The organism is Cobetia amphilecti (assembly GCF_032923285.1).
Taxonomy (GTDB): Bacteria; Pseudomonadota; Gammaproteobacteria; order Pseudomonadales; family Halomonadaceae; genus Cobetia; species Cobetia amphilecti.
Window position 1 is genome coordinate 213,853 of sequence record NZ_CP136695.1, and the last position, 18,582, is coordinate 232,434.

Below are 18,582 nucleotides of genomic sequence, written 5' to 3' on the forward strand. Positions count from 1 at the left end.
CAATGGGGCCCGTGGGGCCGTCCAATCGAGACCTTTTTGCGACAAGCGCTGCACACAGGGTAATAAGCCGTTGCCACCTTTGGACGAGCGCACATCCCGGATGCGATTTGCCGCGCCCTGTCATCTCGGTGACAATACCCGCCCGGAGATCACGCTCGGACGCGAGTCCGCGCGTACAAGGTTCACGCGACGCACTGTCCTTTCCGGCGCACTGTTTCAGGCGCACAGTCCTGAAGGAGACCCAGGCAGCAGCATGCCCTGGCTCTCGGGATGCACTGAGCGTCCGGCGCAGCACGCCGTGATTCATTGCCCCACTCTTGACGCCCGCAGGCGAGGAGCTACTGCATGCCTTCCCGTTTTGACCTGGCCAACGCCATCCGTGCACTTTCCATGGACGCCGTTCAGAAGGCCAAGTCTGGCCACCCCGGCGCCCCCATGGGCATGGCCGACATCGCTGAAGTGCTCTGGAACGACCACCTCAAGCACAACCCGGCCAACCCGAACTGGGCCGATCGTGACCGCTTCGTGCTGTCCAACGGCCATGGCTCCATGCTGCTCTACTCCCTGTTGCACCTCTCGGGTTATCAGCTGAGCCTTGAAGACCTGCAGAACTTCCGCCAGCTGCACGCCAAGACCGCCGGTCACCCGGAATACGGCTACGCGCCGGGCATCGAGACCACCACCGGCCCGCTGGGTCAGGGTCTGGCCAATGCCGTCGGCATGGCGATCGCCGAGAAGACACTGGCGGCGCAGTTCAACCGTCCGGGTCACACCGTCGTCGACCACACCACCTGGTGCTTCCTGGGTGACGGTTGCATGATGGAAGGCATCTCCCACGAGGTCGGCTCGCTGGCCGGCACCCTGGGTCTGGGCAAGCTGATCGCCCTGTATGACGACAACGGCATCTCCATCGATGGCGAAGTCGAAGGCTGGTTCACCGATGACACCGCCAAGCGTTTCGAGTCCTACGGCTGGCACGTCGTCTCCAACGTCGACGGCCACAAGCCGGAAGAGATCAACGCCGCCATCGCCCTGGCCAAGAGCCACGACGACAAGCCGAGCCTGATCATCTGCAAGACCGTGATCGGCTTCGGCTCCCCGAACAAGGAAGGCACCGAGTCCTGCCACGGCGCGCCGCTGGGTGATGACGAAGTCGCTGCCACCCGCGAGAAGCTGGGCTGGACCCACGCACCCTTCCACGTTCCGGAAGACATCTATCAGGGCTGGGACGCCAGCGAACGCGGTGCCAAGCTCGAGAGCGACTGGGATGCACGCTTCGCCCGTTACGCCGAAGCACACCCGGAACTGGCCGCCGAGTTCACCCGTCGTCTGGAGGGCAAGCTGCCGCACGCCCTGACCAGCGAGAAGATGATCGAGGATGCCCAGGCCGCCGGCGACAGCCCGGCCTCGCGCAAGGCGTCCTTCGAGTGCCTGAACCAGCTCGGCCCGCAGCTGCCGGAACTGCTCGGCGGCAGTGCCGACCTGGCCCCGTCCAACCTGACCTTCTGGAAGGGCGCCCAGGCGATCACCCGCGAAGACTTCAGCGGCAACTACCTGCACTACGGTGTGCGTGAGTTCGGCATGGGCGCGATCATGAACGGCGCCGGTCTGCACGGCGGCTTCATCCCGTACGGCGCGACCTTCCTGATCTTCATGGAATACATGCGCAACGCCGTTCGCATGGCCGCCCTGATGGGTCAGCAGGCCGTCTACGTCTTCACCCACGACTCCATCGGTCTGGGCGAAGATGGCCCGACGCACCAGCCGATCGAACAGCTGACCAGCCTGCGCACCACGCCGAACCTGTCCACCTGGCGTCCGGCGGATGCCGTGGAGACAGCGGCAGCGTGGGATGCAGCCATCAAGCGTCACTCCGGCCCGACCGCGCTGATCCTGTCGCGTCAGAACCTGCCGCACCAGAACCGCGACAAGGCCCAGCTGGCCAACATCAGCCGTGGCGGTTACGTGCTGAAGGACGCCGCCAACGGCCAGCCGGAAGTGATCCTGATCGCCACCGGCTCCGAAGTCGGCCTGGCGATGGATGCCGCTGCCGAGCTGGAAGCCGCCGGTCGCGCCGTGCGTGTCGTGTCCATGCCGGCCACCGACCTGTTCGATGCGCAGGACGCGGAATACCGCGAATCCGTGCTGCCGTCTTCCGTCACCGCACGCGTGGCGATCGAAGCCGGTCATCGTGACTACTGGTTCAAGTATGTCGGCCTGAACGGCGACATCATCGGCATGGAGACCTTCGGGGAATCCGCGCCGGCTGGCGACCTGTTCAAGCACTTCGGCTTCACGGTCGAGAACGTGGTCGAACGCGCCAACAAGCTGCTGGGCTGATCACCGCCTGACCCACCCCGTCGATGACGGAGTGGGATGCAGATCGACGCCGCCGCCTCCCGCTGGGAGCGGCGGCGTTTTCGTCTGTGCGACACTCGAGGAGCCCTCAAGCGTCACCGGCTGTCGCCTGTAGTCGACGTGGCTCACACGAGTCGCGGCTTGATGACACGATTCATCCTGCATGAGCGGTCATTCTCCGGCGATCATGCCCACGACAGACAGCGCAGACGGCGACTACACAACCCCTCCAGTTGGGTAGTGTGACTACGTGCCCTTAGACGAAAAAAACCAGAAATCAGGCGCTTGCGCGCCTTTCGCTCCCTCCGCCCAGCAAAGCGATGCGCTACCATGGACCCCCTGAAAAACACTCGGAACTCAACATCCTTGAACCACCAGCCGCCTCTGCCCAACGCCGACGCTCCCCAGGGAGACAAGGTGTCCCGACGCCAGGGAAACGCTCCCTTGCGAGTGGCCATCAATGGCTACGGACGCATCGGTCAGTGTGTGCTGAGAGCGCTGGTAGAACGTGAAGCACGCGGTGAGGCACTGCCGCTGGAAGTGGTCGCGATCAACGAGCTGTCAGATCTGGACACCATCACCTATCTGACCCGCTACGACACCACCCACGGCCGCTTCCCCGGCACGGTGGAACAGCGCGACGGCCAGCTGGTCGTCAATGGCCATGCGATCAGCATCCTGTCCGAGGCCAATCCAGATTGCCTGCCCTGGCGGGCATTGGGGATTGACCTGGTGCTGGAGTGCTCCGGCAGCTTCAAGGACCGCGCCACCGCCGAGCGTCATCTGGCGGCAGGCGCCGGCCGGCTGCTGTTCTCCCAGCCCGGCGATACCGACGCCGATGTCGATGCCACCATCGTGTGCGGCATCAACCAGTCGGCGCTGGCCCCCGCCGAGGCGGGGCAGGCAGGCAGCGGCATGCGCATCGTCTCGGCGGCGTCGTGCACCACCAATTGCCTGATTCCGATTCTGACGGTGCTGGAAGAGGCCTTCGGACTGGAGCGCGGCGTCACCACCACGGTGCACTCGGCGATGAACGACCAGCCGGTGATCGACGCCTACCACCAGACGGACCTGCGCCTGACGCGCTCGGCGATGAGTTCGATCGTGCCGGTGGACACCGGCCTGGCCAAGGGCATCAACCGCCTGATGCCGCACCTGGAAGGACGCTTCGAATGTCTGCACCTGCGCGTGCCGACCATCAACGTGTCCTGCATGGACATGTCCATCGAGGTGAAGCGTGACGTGAGCGCCGCTGAGGTCAATGACCTGCTGCGCGAGGCCTGCGCCCAACGACTGCAGGGCCTGATGGGATTGAGCGAGGAGCCGACGGCCTCCATCGACTTCAACCACGATCCGCGCTCGGGTATCGTGGATGCGACCCAGACCCGTGTTGCCGGCGGCCGGCTGATCAAGATGCTGTGCTGGTTCGACAACGAATGGGGCTTTGCCAATCGCATGCTGGACGTCGCCACCCATTGGCACGCCTGCGAGATGACAACGCCTCTGGCGAGGGAAGCTCTCTCCACCGATTCACGACCAAGGAACCCGTCATGAACGTGCAAACGATGACCGCCCTCGACCTGTCCGGAAAGCGTGTGCTGATCCGCGAAGATCTCAACGTGCCGATCCGCGACGGTCAGGTGACCAGCGACGCGCGCATCCGTGCCAGCCTGCCGACCATCAAGGCGGCACGCGACGCCGGCGCACGCGTGATGCTGATGAGTCATCTGGGCCGCCCCACCGAGGGTGAGCCGGAAGACCAGTTCTCGCTGGCACCGGTCGCGGCACATCTGGGCGAGCTGCTGGGCAGCCCGGTGCGCCTGATCAACGACTACCTCGACACGGCACCGGATGTCGCCGAAGGCGAGGTCGTGCTGCTGGAGAACGTGCGCTTCAACAAGGGCGAGAAGAAGGACGAGGAATCCCTGTCGCGCGCCTACGCCGCGCTGTGCGATGTCTACGTGATGGATGCCTTCGGCACCGCGCACCGTGCCCAGGCCTCGACCCATGGCGTGGCACGCTTCGCCCCGGACGCCTGCGCCGGCCCGCTGCTGGCCGCCGAGCTGGAAGCCCTCGAGAAGGCACTCGCCGCACCGCGTGCGCCGATGGTCGCCATCGTCGGTGGCTCCAAGGTCTCCACCAAGCTCGACGTGCTCAAGGCGCTGTCCGACAAGTGCCATCAGCTGATCGTCGGTGGCGGCATCGCCAACACCTTCATCGCGGCGGCCGGTTACAACGTCGGCAAGTCCCTCTACGAGGCTGACCTGCTCGATACCGCTCGCGCGCTGATGGACAAGGTCGAGATTCCGCTGCCGACCGACGTCGTCGTCGCCACCGAGTTCTCCGACAAGGCCGAAGCCGTCGTGCGTGCCGTCGCCGACGTCCAGGACGACGAGATGATCCTGGATATCGGTCCGGAGACCGCCTCGCGCTTCGGAGCGCTGCTCAAGGACGCCGGCACCATTCTGTGGAACGGTCCGGTCGGCGTGTTCGAGATCGAACAGTTCGCCAACGGCACCGAGCAGCTGGCGATGGCCATCGCCGAGAGCGACGCCTTCTCCATCGCCGGCGGTGGCGACACCCTGGCGGCCATCGACAAGTACGACGTCGAGTCGCGCGTCTCCTACATTTCTACCGGTGGCGGCGCCTTCCTCGAATACGTGGAAGGCAAGGTACTGCCGGCCGTTGCGGCATTGGAAGCCGCAGCAAGCTGAACCCGCCTGTGTCCTCATTGGCGCAGGCTTAGAGTCACGGCCACAAGGTCGCTCCCCGTCAGCTGACGGGGGGCACCCGACGCTTCTCCACTCGATTCCTCAAAAAGACAGGTGATGTCATGGCATTGATCAGCATGCGCCAGATGTTGGACCACGCAGCCGAGTACGGATACGGCATCCCGGCGTTCAACGTCAACAACCTCGAGCAGATGCGCGCCATCATGGAAGCCGCCGATCACACCGATTCCCCGGTGATCGTCCAGGCCTCCGCCGGCGCACGCAAATACGCGGGCGCGCCGTTCCTTCGCCACCTCATCCTGGCTGCGGTGGAAGAATTCCCGCACATCCCGGTGGTCATGCACCAGGATCACGGCACCTCGCCGGCAGTCTGCCAGCGCTCCATCCAGCTGGGCTTCAGCTCGGTGATGATGGACGGCTCGCTGGGCGAAGACGGCAAGACCCCGACCAGCTACGAATACAATGTCGATGTGACCCGTCGCACCGTCGAGATGGCCCACGCCTGTGGCGTGTCCGTCGAAGGCGAGCTGGGTTGCCTCGGCTCGTTGGAAACCGGCATGGCCGGTGAAGAAGACGGCATCGGTGCCGAAGGCAAGCTGGACCACGACCAGATGCTGACCGACCCGGAAGAAGCCGCCGACTTCGTCAAGAAGACCCACGTCGATGCCCTGGCCATCGCCATCGGCACCTCCCACGGCGCCTACAAGTTCACCAAGCCGCCGACGGGTGACACCCTGTCCATCCAGCGCATCAAGGAAATCCACGCCCGCATCCCCGAGACTCACCTGGTGATGCACGGCTCTTCCTCCGTGCCGCAGGACTGGCTGGAAATCATCAACGAATACGGCGGCAAGATTCCGGAAACCTACGGCGTGCCGGTCGATGAGATCGTCGAAGGCATCAAGCACGGCGTGCGCAAGATCAACGTCGACACCGACCTGCGTCTGGCCTCTACCGGTTCCATCCGTCGCTTCATGGCGCAGAACCCGTCTGAATTCGACCCGCGCAAGTATCTGAAGGAATCCGTGAAGGCGATGCGCGACATCTGCATCGCCCGCTACGAAGCCTTCGGTGCCGCCGGTCATGGCAGCAAGATCGACCCGATCAACCTCGAAGCGATGTTCGAGCGTTACAACCGTGGCGAGCTGGACCCGAAGATCAATTGATCGGGCGGCACCCGCCAAGGTCTCCCTGCCTGCCCGCACGCGAGCAGGCAGGGAATGAAGAGAAAGGCGACCCTTCGGGGTCGCCTTTTTTATGCGCCTCAGGGTGCCAGCCTCTCGCGCACGCAGGTATCCTTTCGAGATTCCGTTTGGCATTGATCATTCATCACCGTATCGCAGGAGACATCATGGCCTCGCTCAAGGATCAACTGTCCGGGCTTGTCTATTCCACCGAACATGGCGCAACCTGCCCTGAGTGTCGGCGTGCCGAAGCCGAGTGCGAATGTGCCGACCTCGCCGAGCGTGAACGCCTGGCAAGCCTCGATGGCGTGGTGCGTATCCGTCGCGAGACCAGCGGTCGCAAGGGCAAGGGCGTGACCACCGTGAGCGGGATTCCGCTCGCCGAGAAGGAACTCAAGGCCCTGGCCAAGACTCTCAAGCAGCGGTGCGGCACTGGCGGCAGTCTCAAGGATGGCATCGTGGAGATCCAGGGCGATCACCGCGAGACGCTCAAGGCTGAACTCACGCGGATGGGCTATACCGTCAAGCTGGCCGGTGGCTGAACGACTGCTGCGCGCACCTTTGCCTTCCATCTCGCTGCACAAGGGATTTCCATGCTGAACTTCATCACGCCACGCCGGCCTTCGGCTCGCACGCTCTCGCTCTCTGGCCTGCTGCTGGCCACGCTCGGGCTGGGTGGCTGCATGACCGGCCCGGACTTCACGCAGCTGGAGGCACGCGTGGTGCCACAGCAGGCCTTCACGGCACCGCCGGATGCGATGCTGGAAGTGCGCCTGGTGGATGTCTCCCGCGCCGATGCCGAGGCCGGACTGATTGCCAGTACCCGCTATGGCGGCCTGCGTGAAGGGCCTTTCCCGGTCAGCCTGCAGTACGACCGCAATGCCATCGAGGAAGGCCATCGCTATGCGCTGCAAGCCGATGTGCGCAGCGAGGGTCGCCTGTATTGGATCAATGACAGCGCGGTGCCGGTGCTGGGTGACGCCAGCACCTCGCAGGGCGAGGTCGAGATCCCGCTCACGCCGCTGCCGCGTGCGCTGGGCCACTGATGGCGCGTGCGCCCGGCCCGATCAGTACGTTCGACTTGACCAGTACGCTCGACTTGACCAGTAGGCCCGTCTCTCACCGATAGGACACCCCAATGGATTGGCTGGAATACCTGTTACCTGTCTTCTTCCTTACCCCTCTGGGTGCCATCGCGCTGGTGGTGCTGGGCATGCGCGGCCTGCATGAGCGGCGCATCCAGTCGCCGCTGACCCGCCGCCAGCTGCGTGAACCGGGCCAGAGCCTGCGCGATCGTCTCGACGAGGCCTTCCAGGCGCTGTTCCTCGACGGGGCGCTCGGGCCGCTCATCACCTTGAGTCCGCTGGTCTACGGCATGGGGCGCATGGTGTTCGGCGAAGAGCAGAACTGGCTTGAGTGGGCCGCCTACGGTCTGGCCTGTGCGCTGCTGGTGCTGGTGTTCGCGCTGCGCCTGACGCGTCACTTCCAGCGCATCCGCAAGCTCAAGCTGGGGCTGGCCTGCGAGCTGTCCATCGGTCAGGAACTCGACCAGCTGATCCGCCCGGAACAGCTGACCAGCATGGTCTATCACGACGTGCCGGCCGATGGCTTCCATATCGATCATCTGGTGGTCACCCCCGCCGGCGCCTACGCCATTCGCACCAAGGCGCGCTCGCGTCCGCTGGATGCGCTGGGCGCACTCAAGGATGAGGTCAAGCTCAAGGATGGTCGCCTGTACTTCCCGGGCTATCGCGAGCGCAAACCGCTGCGCGAGACACGTACCGCACGCGACTGGACGGCCGCCTGGCTGAAGCGTGAATGCGGTGTCGACGTGCCGGTGCAGGGGCTGCTGGCGCTGCCGGGCTGGCAGATCGTGCGCGAGGGGACCCAGCGCGAGAATGACCCCGAAGTCGTCAATGGCGAGGGCCTGGCCGAGTGGCTGAGCACCCATTGCATGGCCCCCGAAGAGGGTTGCCCGACCCTGGATGACGCCCTCAAGCAGCGCATCAACGAGGCGATTCTCGACCGCGTCCAGGCCGAGCGCCTCGCCACCAACTGATCCTCCGCCATGCTCCGGCCCCTTGGAGCATGGCAGCGCCAGACAAAGGCTTGCCAAGGCGCCCCGCCCGGCGTTAAATACGCGCCGGTCCAGCCTTGGCAACCTTATCGCGCTATCGCAATGATGGCGCTCTTGGCGACATATCCCGCATGAAACTCATCACCTTCGACGCTTTTCGTACCCTCGGCATTCCCGGTGTTCGTTATATCAAGCCGAAGCGCATGCTGGATCACCTCGACGAGATCCGCGCCGCCGACATCCTGCTGTTTCCCGAATACTGGCAGATCACCACCCTGGTCTACGGCCTCGGCAAACGCATCTTCCCCAGCCTGCCCAGCTACGCGATCGGCCACGACAAGGTCGAGCAGACGCGCGTCTTTCAGGCCATCTGCCCGGACAACGTGCCACCGACCGAGATTCGCGGCGCCAGCCGTCAGGCAATCGACGATATCGAGGCGCGCTTCGGCTACCCGCTGATCGTCAAGGAAGTCAAAAGCTCGATGGGCGTCGGCGTGAAGCTGATCCAGTCGCGTGGCGAACTGGAAGCGCATGCGGCGGAGCATCCGGTGCTGTATGCCCAGCCGCGCCTGGAGATCGACCGCGACCTGCGCATCGTGGTGGTGGGTGGCGAAGTCATCACCGCCTACTGGCGCGTCACGCCGCTGGGCGGCTATCGCTCCAATGTCAGTCAGGGCGGCGAAACGGCCTACGACAATATCCCGGCCCCCGCCATCGCCCTGGCCCTGCACCTGGCCGAGGCATTGAGTGTCGATCATGCCGGCTTCGATATCGCGATGGTCGATGGCCATCCGCTCGTGTTCGAGTTCAACCGCCTGTTCGGCAATCAGGGCATCCCGGACAGCTCGCGGCGCATCGGTGCCGCCATCCTCCGCCATCTGGCGCTCGACAGCAGCGACAACGACCCGACGCCACCGCTACTGACGCCGCGCCGCGTGCGCCGCACGACACTCAAGGAGACCGGCTGACATCTTGCGGGCGCGTCATCACGCTGCCCCTTGCCTGCCCTGAACGACAAGACGCCGCCCAATGGGCGGCGTCTTGTCGTCTGACACTGGCCGTTCAACTGGCCGGCCGGCTCATCTCCTCACAGGCGTGAGGGACGGCTGTGCGGGTCGCCTTCGATATGATCCTTGGGCGGGTCCTGCCGCGGCTTGCCTGCTGCCGGCACGTCCTCGTCGGGTATTTCCCAAGTGCCGTCTTCGGTCCAGGGGTCGTCTGCCGGGAACTCCTCGATGTTGATTTCCTTGACCGTGTAATCCGGCTGGTAGCGCAGGTCATAGTGCGCGGCGCGCACGATGGAGATGCACAGCATCAAGGCCACTGCCAATAGCGGCACACCCCCGATGATGGAGGCCGTCTGCAGGGTCTCCAGCCCGCCGATGAACATCAGCACGATGGGCATGAACGACAGGGCGAAGGCCCAGAACAGGCGGTTCCAGCGCATCGGCTCTTCATCGACTTCCTTCTGGACCACAGCGGCCAGAATGTAGGAGATGGAGTCGAAGGTGGTCGCGGTGAAGATCAGCGCCAGCAGCGTGAAGGCGAAGATCACCACGTAGTCCAGCGGCAGCGTGTGCAGCATCGCGAAGATGGCCGCGGTCGGGCTCTGGTCATTGAGGATGGTGACCACGTCCAGCTCACCGGACAGCTGCAGGTAGAGGCCGTAGTTGCCCATCACCATGAAGAACAGGAAGCAGCCCATGGTGCCGAAGAACATCGAACCGGCGACCATGGCGCGGATGGTGCGGCCCCGCGAGATACGCGCGATGAACAGCCCCACGCTGGGCGCGAACACCAGCCACCAGGCCCAGTAGAAGATGGTCCAGTCCTGCGGGAAGTGCGTGTCCTCGAAGCCCTTGAACTCGGCGAACGGTTCAAGCCAGGTGGCCATGTGGATCAGGTTGCTCATCACGCGGCCCAGCGCATCCAGGCCGGTATTGGCCATGAACAGGGTCGGCCCCGCGATGAAGATGAACAGCAACAGGCCGACCGCCAGCCAGAAGTTGATGTCTGACAGCAGCTTGATGCCCTTCTTGAGGCCCACGTAGGCGCTGTAGCCGAACAGGGCGGTACACACCAGCAGCACCACGATCTGCGTGGTCAGCGACTTGGGCACCCCGAACAGCTCGTGCACCCCCTCGTTGATCATCGGTGCCGCCAGACCCAGGGTGGTCGCACCGCCGCCCAGCATGCCGAAGATGAAGCTGATGTCGATCAGCTTGCCCAGCCAGCCATGCGCCAGCTTTTCACCCAGCACCGGCATCAGCGCCTCGGAAATCTTCAGCACGCTGTGGTGACGTACGTAGTAGAAGTAGGCGATCGGTACGGCGGGAATCAGGTAGATCGCCCATGCCAGCGGGCCCCAGTGGAAGATGCCGTAGGCCGCGGCCCATTCCGCTGCCTCCGGTGTCTGGCCTTCCACATGGAACGGGGGCGACTGGTAGTAGTAGACCCACTCGATCATAGACCAGTACAGGATGGAGGCCCCGATACCGGCACAGAACAGCATCGCCGCCCATGAGACGATGGAGAATTCGGGCTTCTCCTCGGCATCACCGAGCTTTATCTGACCGATGTCGCTGAAGATGATGTAGATCATGAAGCCGCCGGCCCCCACGCCGAGCAGCAGATAGAGCACGCCGAGCTTGCTGGTGACGAAGTTCTTGGCCGCCGATACCCACATCGCGCCCTGCTCGGGGAAGATGACCAGGGGCAGCGTCACTGCCAACAGCAGGAAGATCGAGCCGAAGAAGGTCGGCTTGTCGATCATGTCGAAGGGCTTTTCCGGCCGATCCCCCGCCGTCTTGGCGGATACCTTTCGGGTTTCCTTGCTCATATATAAGCCTCATTTATCGTTATTGCCATGCATGATAACAGCTTATCATGAGTGATTGCGATACACGCATCCCCACTGCGTACAATCCTAGTACAACGATCCAAGCGGCTACGTAAAGTTAATTTAACGCAAGCAAGTCATTTATTAGCGCTTGGCAGGCCTTGGCGTTCAGGCCAAGAGAAGAGCAGGAAGCACGACGACAGGGCTGGCAGCGACAGGCAAATCAGCAGGGAAGACACAGTCAGTACAGCCCAGAACAGGCAGCGCAGAGGTGGATAGCAGGAGGGAGGACGCAGAAAAGACGCAGAAAAGGCAGCAGATGGCAGATGTCAGCCCGGAGAGCAGGCATCCACCAGGGAACGGCACTGCTGCCGTTCCCTGGTGGAAGTAATCAGACTTGAGATGATCGAGCTGATGGCGCCTCGGGCTCAGTCGCCGCGCAGGCGCCCGCCCATCTCCTGGGCGAGATCCACCGCGAAGTGGTCCGTCATGCCGCCGATGAAGTCGAGCATGCGCCGGTAGCTGCGGTAGAGATCCCAGTCCTTGGTCGGCGTGTTCTCGCCGATCAATGCCAGCACACGTTGATGCTTGAAGCTGGAGCGCCCCTTGGTATGCAACTCATGCGCAGCGCCGATGAAGGCCTCGAGCAGGATGCCCAGCGTGGTGTAGGCGCCGATCTCCAGCTTGGCCTTGCGCTCGTTGCGGAAGATCTTCTGGCGCGCCAGATTCTTGGCTTCCCGCACGCCCCAGCCGAGGTCGGGGTGGCACAGGTCGAGCAGGTCTTCACTGAGCGTGCCGGCCAGCAGTTCCGTCTCGCGCTGCACGAAAGCCTCGGCGACATCATTGACGGCACGCTCCATCGCCGCGCCTCTCAACGCCGCCACCTTGCGCCGCTGGGAGGTGCCGCGGGCGACCATCTCCTGATATTCGCGCGGCTCGCCACCGCTGATGCCGGTGAGAATCTCGAACACTTCCTCGAACTGCAGGATGCCCATCTCGAGGCCATCTTCCAGGTCCAGCAGCGCATAGCAGATGTCATCGGCGGCCTCGACCAGCCACGCCAGCGGGTGACGGCACCAGCGGCCATCGGCCCGCGCCAGCAGCCCGCAACGCTCGGCGACCTGATCCAGCAGCACGCGCTCGCTCTGATAGCAGCCGAACTTGCCACCGGCCGTGGCGTGCTCCACCGTCCACGGGTACTTGAGCAGCGTGCCCAGCGTCGCCGCCGTCAGGCGCATGCCGCCATGGAACTGGTTGTATTCGATCTGGGTGACGATGCGAAAGCCCTGGGCATTGCCTTCGTAGGTGAGCAGGTCCTCGCGCTCGGCATCGCTCAGCCCGGCCAGCCGACCGTGATCACTGGCGGCCTCGGCGGCGAACCAGTCACGGATGGCGTACTCCCCCGCATGCCCGAAGGGCGGGTTGCCGATGTCATGCCCCAGACAGCCGGTCTGGACGATGACGCCGAGATCCGACGGTGTGATCCAGTCGGGCAACTGCTCCTTGAGCTTCTCGCCGACCATCATGCCCAGCGAGCGGCCGACACAGCCGACCTCCAGCGAGTGGGTCAGCCGCGTGTGGATATGGTCGTTGTCGGTCAGCGGGTGGACCTGGGTCTTGCGCCCCAGGCGACGGAAGGAGCCCGCGAACACGATGCGGTCGTGGTCCTTGTGGAAGGGTGTCCGCCCCATCTCACGCGATACGGTGCCCGGTGCGTCATGCAGGCGACTCGGTTCCAGCAGTCGCTCCCAGCTCATCGATGACATCAGGCAACTCCTTGGCAGGCGCCGAGCACTGGCGCCGGCGAGCAGATAACAGGTGAATGACGCGCATAAAAAAAGAGAACAGGGATTGTGGCACCCTGTTCTCCTTGTCTCCAGCCCGCTCAGGCCATCCTCAGCTCGCCAAGGCTATCCCCAAACCCGCTCAGGCTGTCCTCAGTCCTCGGCCAGCGCCGGCAACAGCACCTTGAGCTTGCGGGTCAGGGTGTTGCGGCCCCAGCCCAGCAGCTCGGCGGCTTCGCCCTTGCGGCCACCGGTATGCTTGAGAGCCGTCTCGATCAGGATGCGCTCGAAATCGGGCACCGCCTCTTCCAGCAGATGGGTGTGGCCGGCGGCGAGTGCGCGGTCTGCCCACTCGCGGAAGGCACCACGCCAATCGCCGGAGGCCGCCTCGGTGCCGCTGGCATCGCGCAGCTCCGGCGGCAGGTCCTCGATCATCACTTCACGCCCCGAGGCCATCACCGTCAGCCAGCGACAGGTGTTCTCGAGCTGGCGCACGTTGCCCGGCCAGTCGAAGCGCGTCAGGTGCTTCTCCGCGGCCTCCGTCAGCACCTTGGGCTCGGTCGACAGCTCACGCGCGGCCTCGCCCAGGAAGTGGCTCATCAGGCGCGGAATGTCTTCGCGACGCTCCGACAGGCGCGGCAGGTGCACGCGAATCACGTTGAGGCGGTGGAAGAGATCCTCACGGAAACGCCCATCCTCGACCAGCTTTTCCAGATGCTGGTGCGTCGCGGCGATGATGCGCACGTCGACCTTGACCGGCGTGATGCCACCGACACGATAGAACTCGCCATCGGCCAGCACGCGCAGCAGGCGGGTCTGGGTCTCGGCGGGCATGTCACCGATCTCATCGAGGAACAACGTGCCACCATCGGCCTGCTCGAAGCGTCCGCGGCGCAGCGCCGTGGCGCCGGTGAAGGCGCCCTTCTCGTGGCCGAACAGCTCCGATTCCATCAGGTCCTTGGGAATCGCCGCCATGTTGAGCGCGATGAACGGCTTGGCGGCGCGCGGCGAGTGCTGATGCAGCGCCTGGGCCACGCGCTCCTTGCCGGTACCGGACTCGCCGTTGATCAAGACGGTGATATGCGACTGTGACAGGCGGCCGATGGCGCGAAAGACTTCCTGCATCGCCGGCGCTTCGCCGATGATTTCCTTGGTCAGCCCTTCCGGCACGGCGGCGGGCGCCTTGGATTCACGAGCATGCGCCACGGCGCGCCGTACCAGCGCCAGCGCTTCATCGACATCGAACGGCTTGGGCAGGTATTCGAAGGCGCCGCCCTGATAGGAGGCCACGGCGCTGTCGAGGTCGGAATGCGCCGTCATCACGATGACGGGCAGGTCCGGGTACTTCTCGCGCACGCGCGCCATCAGGTCGAGACCATCGGTTCCGGGCATGCGGATATCGGTGATCAGGACATCCGGGCACTGGCGCATGATGCTGGCTTCGGCCTGATCGGCACGCTCGAAGGTTTCCACCTCGAGGTCGGGTTGTGCCAGAGCGCGCTCCAGCACCCAGCGAATGGCACGGTCGTCATCGACGATACAGACGCGGGCAGTCTCGCTCATGTGTGATCTCCAGAAGTGCCGGCTAGCGGAATGAGTAATCGGAATTCGGTATGGCCGGGGCGCGAGTCACACTCGATCAGCCCCTGATGCTGGTGCAGGATGCCCTGGGCGATCGACAGCCCGAGCCCTGAGCCTTCGGCGCGCCCCGAGACCATCGGGTAGAACAGCGTCTCGCGCAGGCTCTCCGGTATGCCGGGGCCGTTGTCGATGATCGCCAGCTCGCAGACCAGCCGATGGCGCTCATGGCCCAGCGTGAACTGCCGGCGAGCGCGGGTCCGCAGCGTGATCTCGTAGGGAGCGGCGTCAGGCTGCGGTGAATCGGGCTGTGGCTGCTCATTGAGGGCCTGGGTGGCATTGCGCGCGATGTTGAGCACCGCCTGGATCAGCTGACCTTCGTCGCCGATCACCTCCGGCAGGCTCGGGTCGTAGTCGGCGCTCAAGGTGATGGCGCTGCCTTCCGCCTGCAGCAAGGCCCGCACCCGCTCGGTCACCGCATGCACATTGACCGGCGCCTGCAGCGGCGGCCGGTTCGGCCCGAGCATGCGATCGACCAGATCACGCAGGCGGTCCACCTCCTCGATGATGATGCGCGTGAACTCCACCATCTGCGGTTCGGGCAGGTCACGTTCGAGCAGCTGGGCAGCGCCACGAATGCCGCCGAGCGGATTCTTGACCTCATGCGCCAGACCACGCGTCAGCACCTTGACCGCCTCCTGGCGTGCGATCAGCGCTTCTTCGCGCGAGATCTGCATCAGGCGGTCACGCGGTTCTATCTCGACCAGCAGTTCATTGGCGCTGATGGGCGTCGCGGTGAAATCCACCGTCAGCGCTTCATTGGCCGCGTTGATGATCTCGGCCTCACGCTGGGTGTAGGGATGCTGTTCCTCCAGCGCCTTGCGCAGCACATTGATCAGGGTGTCATCCAGCCCGGTCATGTTGTCGGGCGTACTGCCCTTCACACGCACCAGACTCACCGCCAGCAGCGTCTCCGCGGCGGGATTCATCCAGACCATCTGCAGCTGTGAGTCCAGCACCACCACGGCAGTGTTCAGGTGTTCGAGCAGTCGTTGATGCATGGGTTTGTTCGCCATCTGCAGTACGTCTCCCTGTTCTGCAATAACCGCGCCAGTCTGGTGCAGGCACCGAGAACACGGCGTCCGATGCTGTGCAACCATTTCTGGCCTCCCATATTGGCACCAAAATGGTGCAGGCGGAAAAACGCGCTCGAATCCGCGTTGCCTCACTTCGCTGCCAGGTGGCCCGACATCGACTGGCCCAGACACGAAAAAGCCGCCCGAAGGCGGCCTGTCAGCGAAGGAGAAACGCGCGAAGCAAAAGGCCGCCCAGACGCTGCTAGCCACCGCCAGCATTGGCAGGGTTGTTGGGATTGCGAGGCAGATTGACGCTGGCGCGCTGCACATAGACCACCTTCGGCTCACTGGTCTGGCGCACGCGGCCGGTGGAATCCAGTAGCTCCGCCTGGATGACATGCTTGCCACGCTCCAGCGCCGGCACCATGAAGACGGTGCTGTGCATGGCGGATTGAGACGGCGCACCGTCCACGGTCACGCGCACCTTGTCTTCCGGGCGCAGCTTGGGCTCGATCCCCAGGCGCACCGCCAGATTGCCCGCCTGCCCGGTCTGCAGCGTTTCCTCGTTGGACGGGCTCTGGATGGTGAAGGTGGTATAGCCACGGAAGGCCACATCCACCGCAGGCGCTCGGGTGCGGGTGCTCTCGCTGGATGAGGAAGAACTCACGCGCGACGGCGTGCTGCGCCGCGGCGGCAGGGATTCCGTCGACGGCACCACGCTGAGCGGCGTCAGCTGCACCTTGCTGCCGCCCGCAGGCTGATCACTGAAGACGACGTTGCCGTTGGCATCGACGTGACGATAGACCTGGGCCGCCTGAAGATCGAACGACAGGCTGGACAGCATCAGCGTCGCTGCCAGCAGCAGGCACTGCAGTGGCTCGGGGCGCGCTGCTGGCAGTGCACGCGAGTCAGTCGCGGGGTTCGCGACGCGCAGGGAGGATACGAAGGGCCACATCCGAAGATTCCTGAAGAGAGTCATGGGAGGCCAGAAGCCGCAGGCAGCTCCAGCGGGTTGGGTCTATCGACAGGCGATCCTGCTGCCTGAAGACAAGGCTAACAAGTTACAAAGCTTACCGCGTTGATGCCAGCATTTGGGGCCTTCGACAAGACGCCTGTGTGCATTGACTGTCACGCAAGGCTACCACTGCGCCCTGCATATCTGTCAGCAGCATGACCGATCTCAGGGAAAAGGATCAGGGGCAGAGCAAAGGAGCAAAGGAGCAAAGGATCAGAGCAAAGAGATAGAACGAAGCAGGACCATAATGACAAACAGGGCCACAGCGAAAACAGGGCCACAACGAAAAACAGGGCCACACCTGTCGGTATGGCCCTGCTGTCGTCATCGTTGTGGGCTTGCCTTCACCGGGAAGGCACTCCGTCAGATGGCGTGACTAGCGAATGTCTGCCTCAACCCCGGCAGTACTTAGACGCTGTAGTACATGTCGAATTCGAGCGGGTGAGTCGCCATGCGCAGGCGCTGGACGTCTTCGCCCTTCAGCTCGAGGTAGGCATCGATCATGTCGTCGGTGAAGACGCCGCCCTGGGTCAGGAACTCACGATCGCCGTCCAGCGCGGTCAGGGCCTGCTCGAGGCTCTCAGCCACGGTCGGGATGGACTTGGCTTCTTCGGCCGGCAGGTCGTAGAGGTTCTTGTCCATCGCGTCGCCCGGGTGGATCTTGTTCTTGATACCGTCGATACCGGCCATCAGCATCGCGGAGAACGCCAGGTACGGGTTGGCCGTCGGATCCGGGAAACGCGCCTCGACACGCTTGCCTTTCGGGCTGGCGGTGTACGGGATACGGATGGAAGCGGAACGGTTGCGGGCAGAGTAGGCCAGCATGACCGGCGCTTCGAAGCCCGGCACCAGACGCTTGTAGGAGTTGGTGGACGCATTGGTGAAGGCGTTCAGGGCACGAGCGTGCTTGATGATGCCGCCAATGTAGTAGAGGGCCATTTCGGACAGACCCGCGTACTCGTCACCGGCGAACTGGTTGTCGCCATCCTTCCAGAAGGACTGGTGAACGTGCATGCCGGAACCGTTGTCACCGACCAGCGGCTTGGGCATGAAGGTCGCGGACTTGCCGTAGGCGTGAGCCACGTTGTGGATCACGTACTTGAGTTCCTGAACCTCATCGGCCTTCTTGACCAGGGTGTTGAACTTGACGCCGATCTCGTTCTGGCCGGCGTTCGCCACTTCGTGGTGGTGAACTTCGACTTCCTGACCGATGGCTTCCAGAGTGTTGCACATGGCAGCACGGATATCGTGGAAGCTGTCGATCGGCGGGACCGGGAAGTAGCCGCCCTTCAGACGCGGACGGTGACCCAGGTTGCCGCCTTCCGGCGTGGAATCGGTCGCCCAGGCACCTTCTTCGGAAGAGATCTTGAACATGGAACCGTTCATCTCGTTCTTCCAGTGCACTTCGTCGAAGATGAAGAATTCCGGCTCCGGACCGAAGAAGGCGGTGTCGCCCAGACCGGTGGACTTCAGGAATTCCTCGGCGCGCTTGGCGACGGAACGCGGATCGCGCTCATAGCCCTGCATGGTGGCCGGCTCGATGACGTCGCAGCGCAGCACCAGGGTGGTGTCTTCGGTGAACGGGTCGAGGAAGGCAGTGCCGTCGTCCGGCATCAGGATCATGTCGGATTCGTTGATGCCCTTCCAACCTTCGATGGAGGAACCATCGAACATCTGGCCGTTCTCGAAGAATTCCTCATCCACTGTACGCGCCGGGATGGAGACGTGCTGCTCCTTGCCCTTGGTGTCGGTGAAGCGCAGATCAACCCACTTGACTTCGTGTTCTTCAATCAGGGCAAGTGTCTTCTCAGCCATGGTAATTCTCCGATGGAGCCGGCGGCTCTGGTTACAGTTGGTGTCAGCGTTGTCTGGGGTTATTGCTCTATTTTGTAAGCCTTTTCTCTCATGGTCGGCGTCGTTATGCCAGCCATCAGACAGG

Annotated in this window: 14 protein-coding genes; 8 read left to right on the forward strand and 6 right to left on the reverse strand. The window is 63.8% G+C overall.

All coding sequences use genetic code 11. The annotated features are described in order from the left end of the window. Window positions 1–345 precede the first annotated feature (345 nt). The 8 genes from tkt (at window position 346) to R1T44_RS01025 (ending at window position 9,319) form a co-directional block, all read left to right on the forward strand. Complete coding sequence (gene tkt / locus R1T44_RS00990; protein WP_043335737.1) at window positions 346–2,340, forward strand: transketolase; 1,995 nt, start codon at window positions 346–348, stop codon at window positions 2,338–2,340. Between the two features lie 435 nt (window positions 2,341–2,775). Continuing rightward, on the forward strand, window positions 2,776–3,912 hold the full coding sequence (locus R1T44_RS00995) for a type I glyceraldehyde-3-phosphate dehydrogenase (protein ID WP_317292405.1): 1,137 nt from the start codon (window positions 2,776–2,778) through the stop codon (window positions 3,910–3,912). Beyond that, window positions 3,909–5,072 (forward strand): phosphoglycerate kinase, encoded by a 1,164-nt coding sequence (locus tag R1T44_RS01000; RefSeq protein ID WP_043335739.1) that lies wholly within the window; start codon window positions 3,909–3,911, stop codon window positions 5,070–5,072. Before R1T44_RS00995 ends, R1T44_RS01000 begins: the two co-directional genes overlap by 4 nt. Before the next feature lie 119 nt (window positions 5,073–5,191). Next, window positions 5,192–6,256, forward strand: a complete 1,065-nt coding sequence (gene fba, locus R1T44_RS01005; RefSeq protein WP_043335741.1) for a class II fructose-bisphosphate aldolase — start codon at window positions 5,192–5,194, stop codon at window positions 6,254–6,256. Between the two features lie 185 nt (window positions 6,257–6,441). Continuing rightward, window positions 6,442–6,816: a translation initiation factor Sui1 gene (locus tag R1T44_RS01010; protein WP_043335744.1), complete on the forward strand. Its 375-nt coding sequence runs from the start codon at window positions 6,442–6,444 to the stop codon at window positions 6,814–6,816. Window positions 6,817–6,867: 51 nt separating this feature from the next. Beyond that, on the forward strand, window positions 6,868–7,320 hold the full coding sequence (locus R1T44_RS01015) for a YbaY family lipoprotein (protein ID WP_043335747.1): 453 nt from the start codon (window positions 6,868–6,870) through the stop codon (window positions 7,318–7,320). 92 nt (window positions 7,321–7,412) lie between these two features. Next, window positions 7,413–8,333, forward strand: coding sequence for a nuclease-related domain-containing protein (locus tag R1T44_RS01020; protein WP_107335811.1), 921 nt, complete (start codon window positions 7,413–7,415; stop codon window positions 8,331–8,333). A 149-nt stretch (window positions 8,334–8,482) separates the two neighbouring features. Then, window positions 8,483–9,319 (forward strand): ATP-grasp domain-containing protein, encoded by an 837-nt coding sequence (locus R1T44_RS01025; protein ID WP_317292406.1) that lies wholly within the window; start codon window positions 8,483–8,485, stop codon window positions 9,317–9,319. 119 nt (window positions 9,320–9,438) lie between these two features. On the opposite strand, the gene R1T44_RS01030 is transcribed toward R1T44_RS01025, so the two are convergent. From R1T44_RS01030 to glnA, 6 genes are all read right to left on the reverse strand, one after another. Further along, window positions 9,439–11,190: a BCCT family transporter gene (locus R1T44_RS01030; protein WP_215823615.1), complete on the reverse strand. Its 1,752-nt coding sequence runs from the start codon at window positions 11,188–11,190 to the stop codon at window positions 9,439–9,441. Window positions 11,191–11,618: 428 nt separating this feature from the next. Then, entirely contained in the window at window positions 11,619–12,956 is a 1,338-nt protein-coding gene (locus R1T44_RS01035; protein ID WP_043335753.1) for a deoxyguanosinetriphosphate triphosphohydrolase, read from the reverse strand. A gap of 171 nt (window positions 12,957–13,127) precedes the next feature. After that, window positions 13,128–14,537: a nitrogen regulation protein NR(I) gene (gene ntrC / locus R1T44_RS01040; protein ID WP_043335756.1), complete on the reverse strand. Its 1,410-nt coding sequence runs from the start codon at window positions 14,535–14,537 to the stop codon at window positions 13,128–13,130. Continuing rightward, window positions 14,534–15,628, reverse strand: coding sequence for a nitrogen regulation protein NR(II) (gene glnL / locus R1T44_RS01045; protein ID WP_264158090.1), 1,095 nt, complete (start codon window positions 15,626–15,628; stop codon window positions 14,534–14,536). Before glnL ends, ntrC begins: the two co-directional genes overlap by 4 nt. A 262-nt stretch (window positions 15,629–15,890) precedes the next feature. Continuing rightward, window positions 15,891–16,583 (reverse strand): DUF4124 domain-containing protein, encoded by a 693-nt coding sequence (locus R1T44_RS01050; protein WP_054556333.1) that lies wholly within the window; start codon window positions 16,581–16,583, stop codon window positions 15,891–15,893. A gap of 468 nt (window positions 16,584–17,051) precedes the next feature. Then, a complete protein-coding gene (glnA, locus tag R1T44_RS01055) occupies window positions 17,052–18,458 on the reverse strand; it encodes a glutamate--ammonia ligase (protein ID WP_043335758.1) in 1,407 nt (468 codons plus the stop codon). Window positions 18,459–18,582 lie beyond the last annotated feature (124 nt).

Excerpts from the sequence above, each read along its gene's own strand:
- tkt (WP_043335737.1), top strand. The coding sequence starts at position 346 with ATGCCTTCCCGTTTTGACCTGGCCAACGCCATCCGTGCACTTTCCATG.
- R1T44_RS01000 (WP_043335739.1), top strand. The coding sequence starts at position 3,909 with ATGAACGTGCAAACGATGACCGCCCTCGACCTGTCCGGAAAGCGTGTG.
- fba (WP_043335741.1), top strand. The coding sequence starts at position 5,192 with ATGGCATTGATCAGCATGCGCCAGATGTTGGACCACGCAGCCGAGTAC.
- R1T44_RS01010 (WP_043335744.1), top strand. The coding sequence starts at position 6,442 with ATGGCCTCGCTCAAGGATCAACTGTCCGGGCTTGTCTATTCCACCGAA.
- R1T44_RS01015 (WP_043335747.1), top strand. The coding sequence starts at position 6,868 with ATGCTGAACTTCATCACGCCACGCCGGCCTTCGGCTCGCACGCTCTCG.
- R1T44_RS01020 (WP_107335811.1), top strand. The coding sequence starts at position 7,413 with ATGGATTGGCTGGAATACCTGTTACCTGTCTTCTTCCTTACCCCTCTG.
- R1T44_RS01025 (WP_317292406.1), top strand. The coding sequence starts at position 8,483 with ATGAAACTCATCACCTTCGACGCTTTTCGTACCCTCGGCATTCCCGGT.
- R1T44_RS01030 (WP_215823615.1), bottom strand. The coding sequence starts at position 11,190 with ATGAGCAAGGAAACCCGAAAGGTATCCGCCAAGACGGCGGGGGATCGG.
- R1T44_RS01035 (WP_043335753.1), bottom strand. The coding sequence starts at position 12,956 with ATGTCATCGATGAGCTGGGAGCGACTGCTGGAACCGAGTCGCCTGCAT.
- ntrC (WP_043335756.1), bottom strand. The coding sequence starts at position 14,537 with ATGAGCGAGACTGCCCGCGTCTGTATCGTCGATGACGACCGTGCCATT.
- glnL (WP_264158090.1), bottom strand. The coding sequence starts at position 15,628 with ATGGCGAACAAACCCATGCATCAACGACTGCTCGAACACCTGAACACT.
- R1T44_RS01050 (WP_054556333.1), bottom strand. The coding sequence starts at position 16,583 with ATGTGGCCCTTCGTATCCTCCCTGCGCGTCGCGAACCCCGCGACTGAC.
- glnA (WP_043335758.1), bottom strand. The coding sequence starts at position 18,458 with ATGGCTGAGAAGACACTTGCCCTGATTGAAGAACACGAAGTCAAGTGG.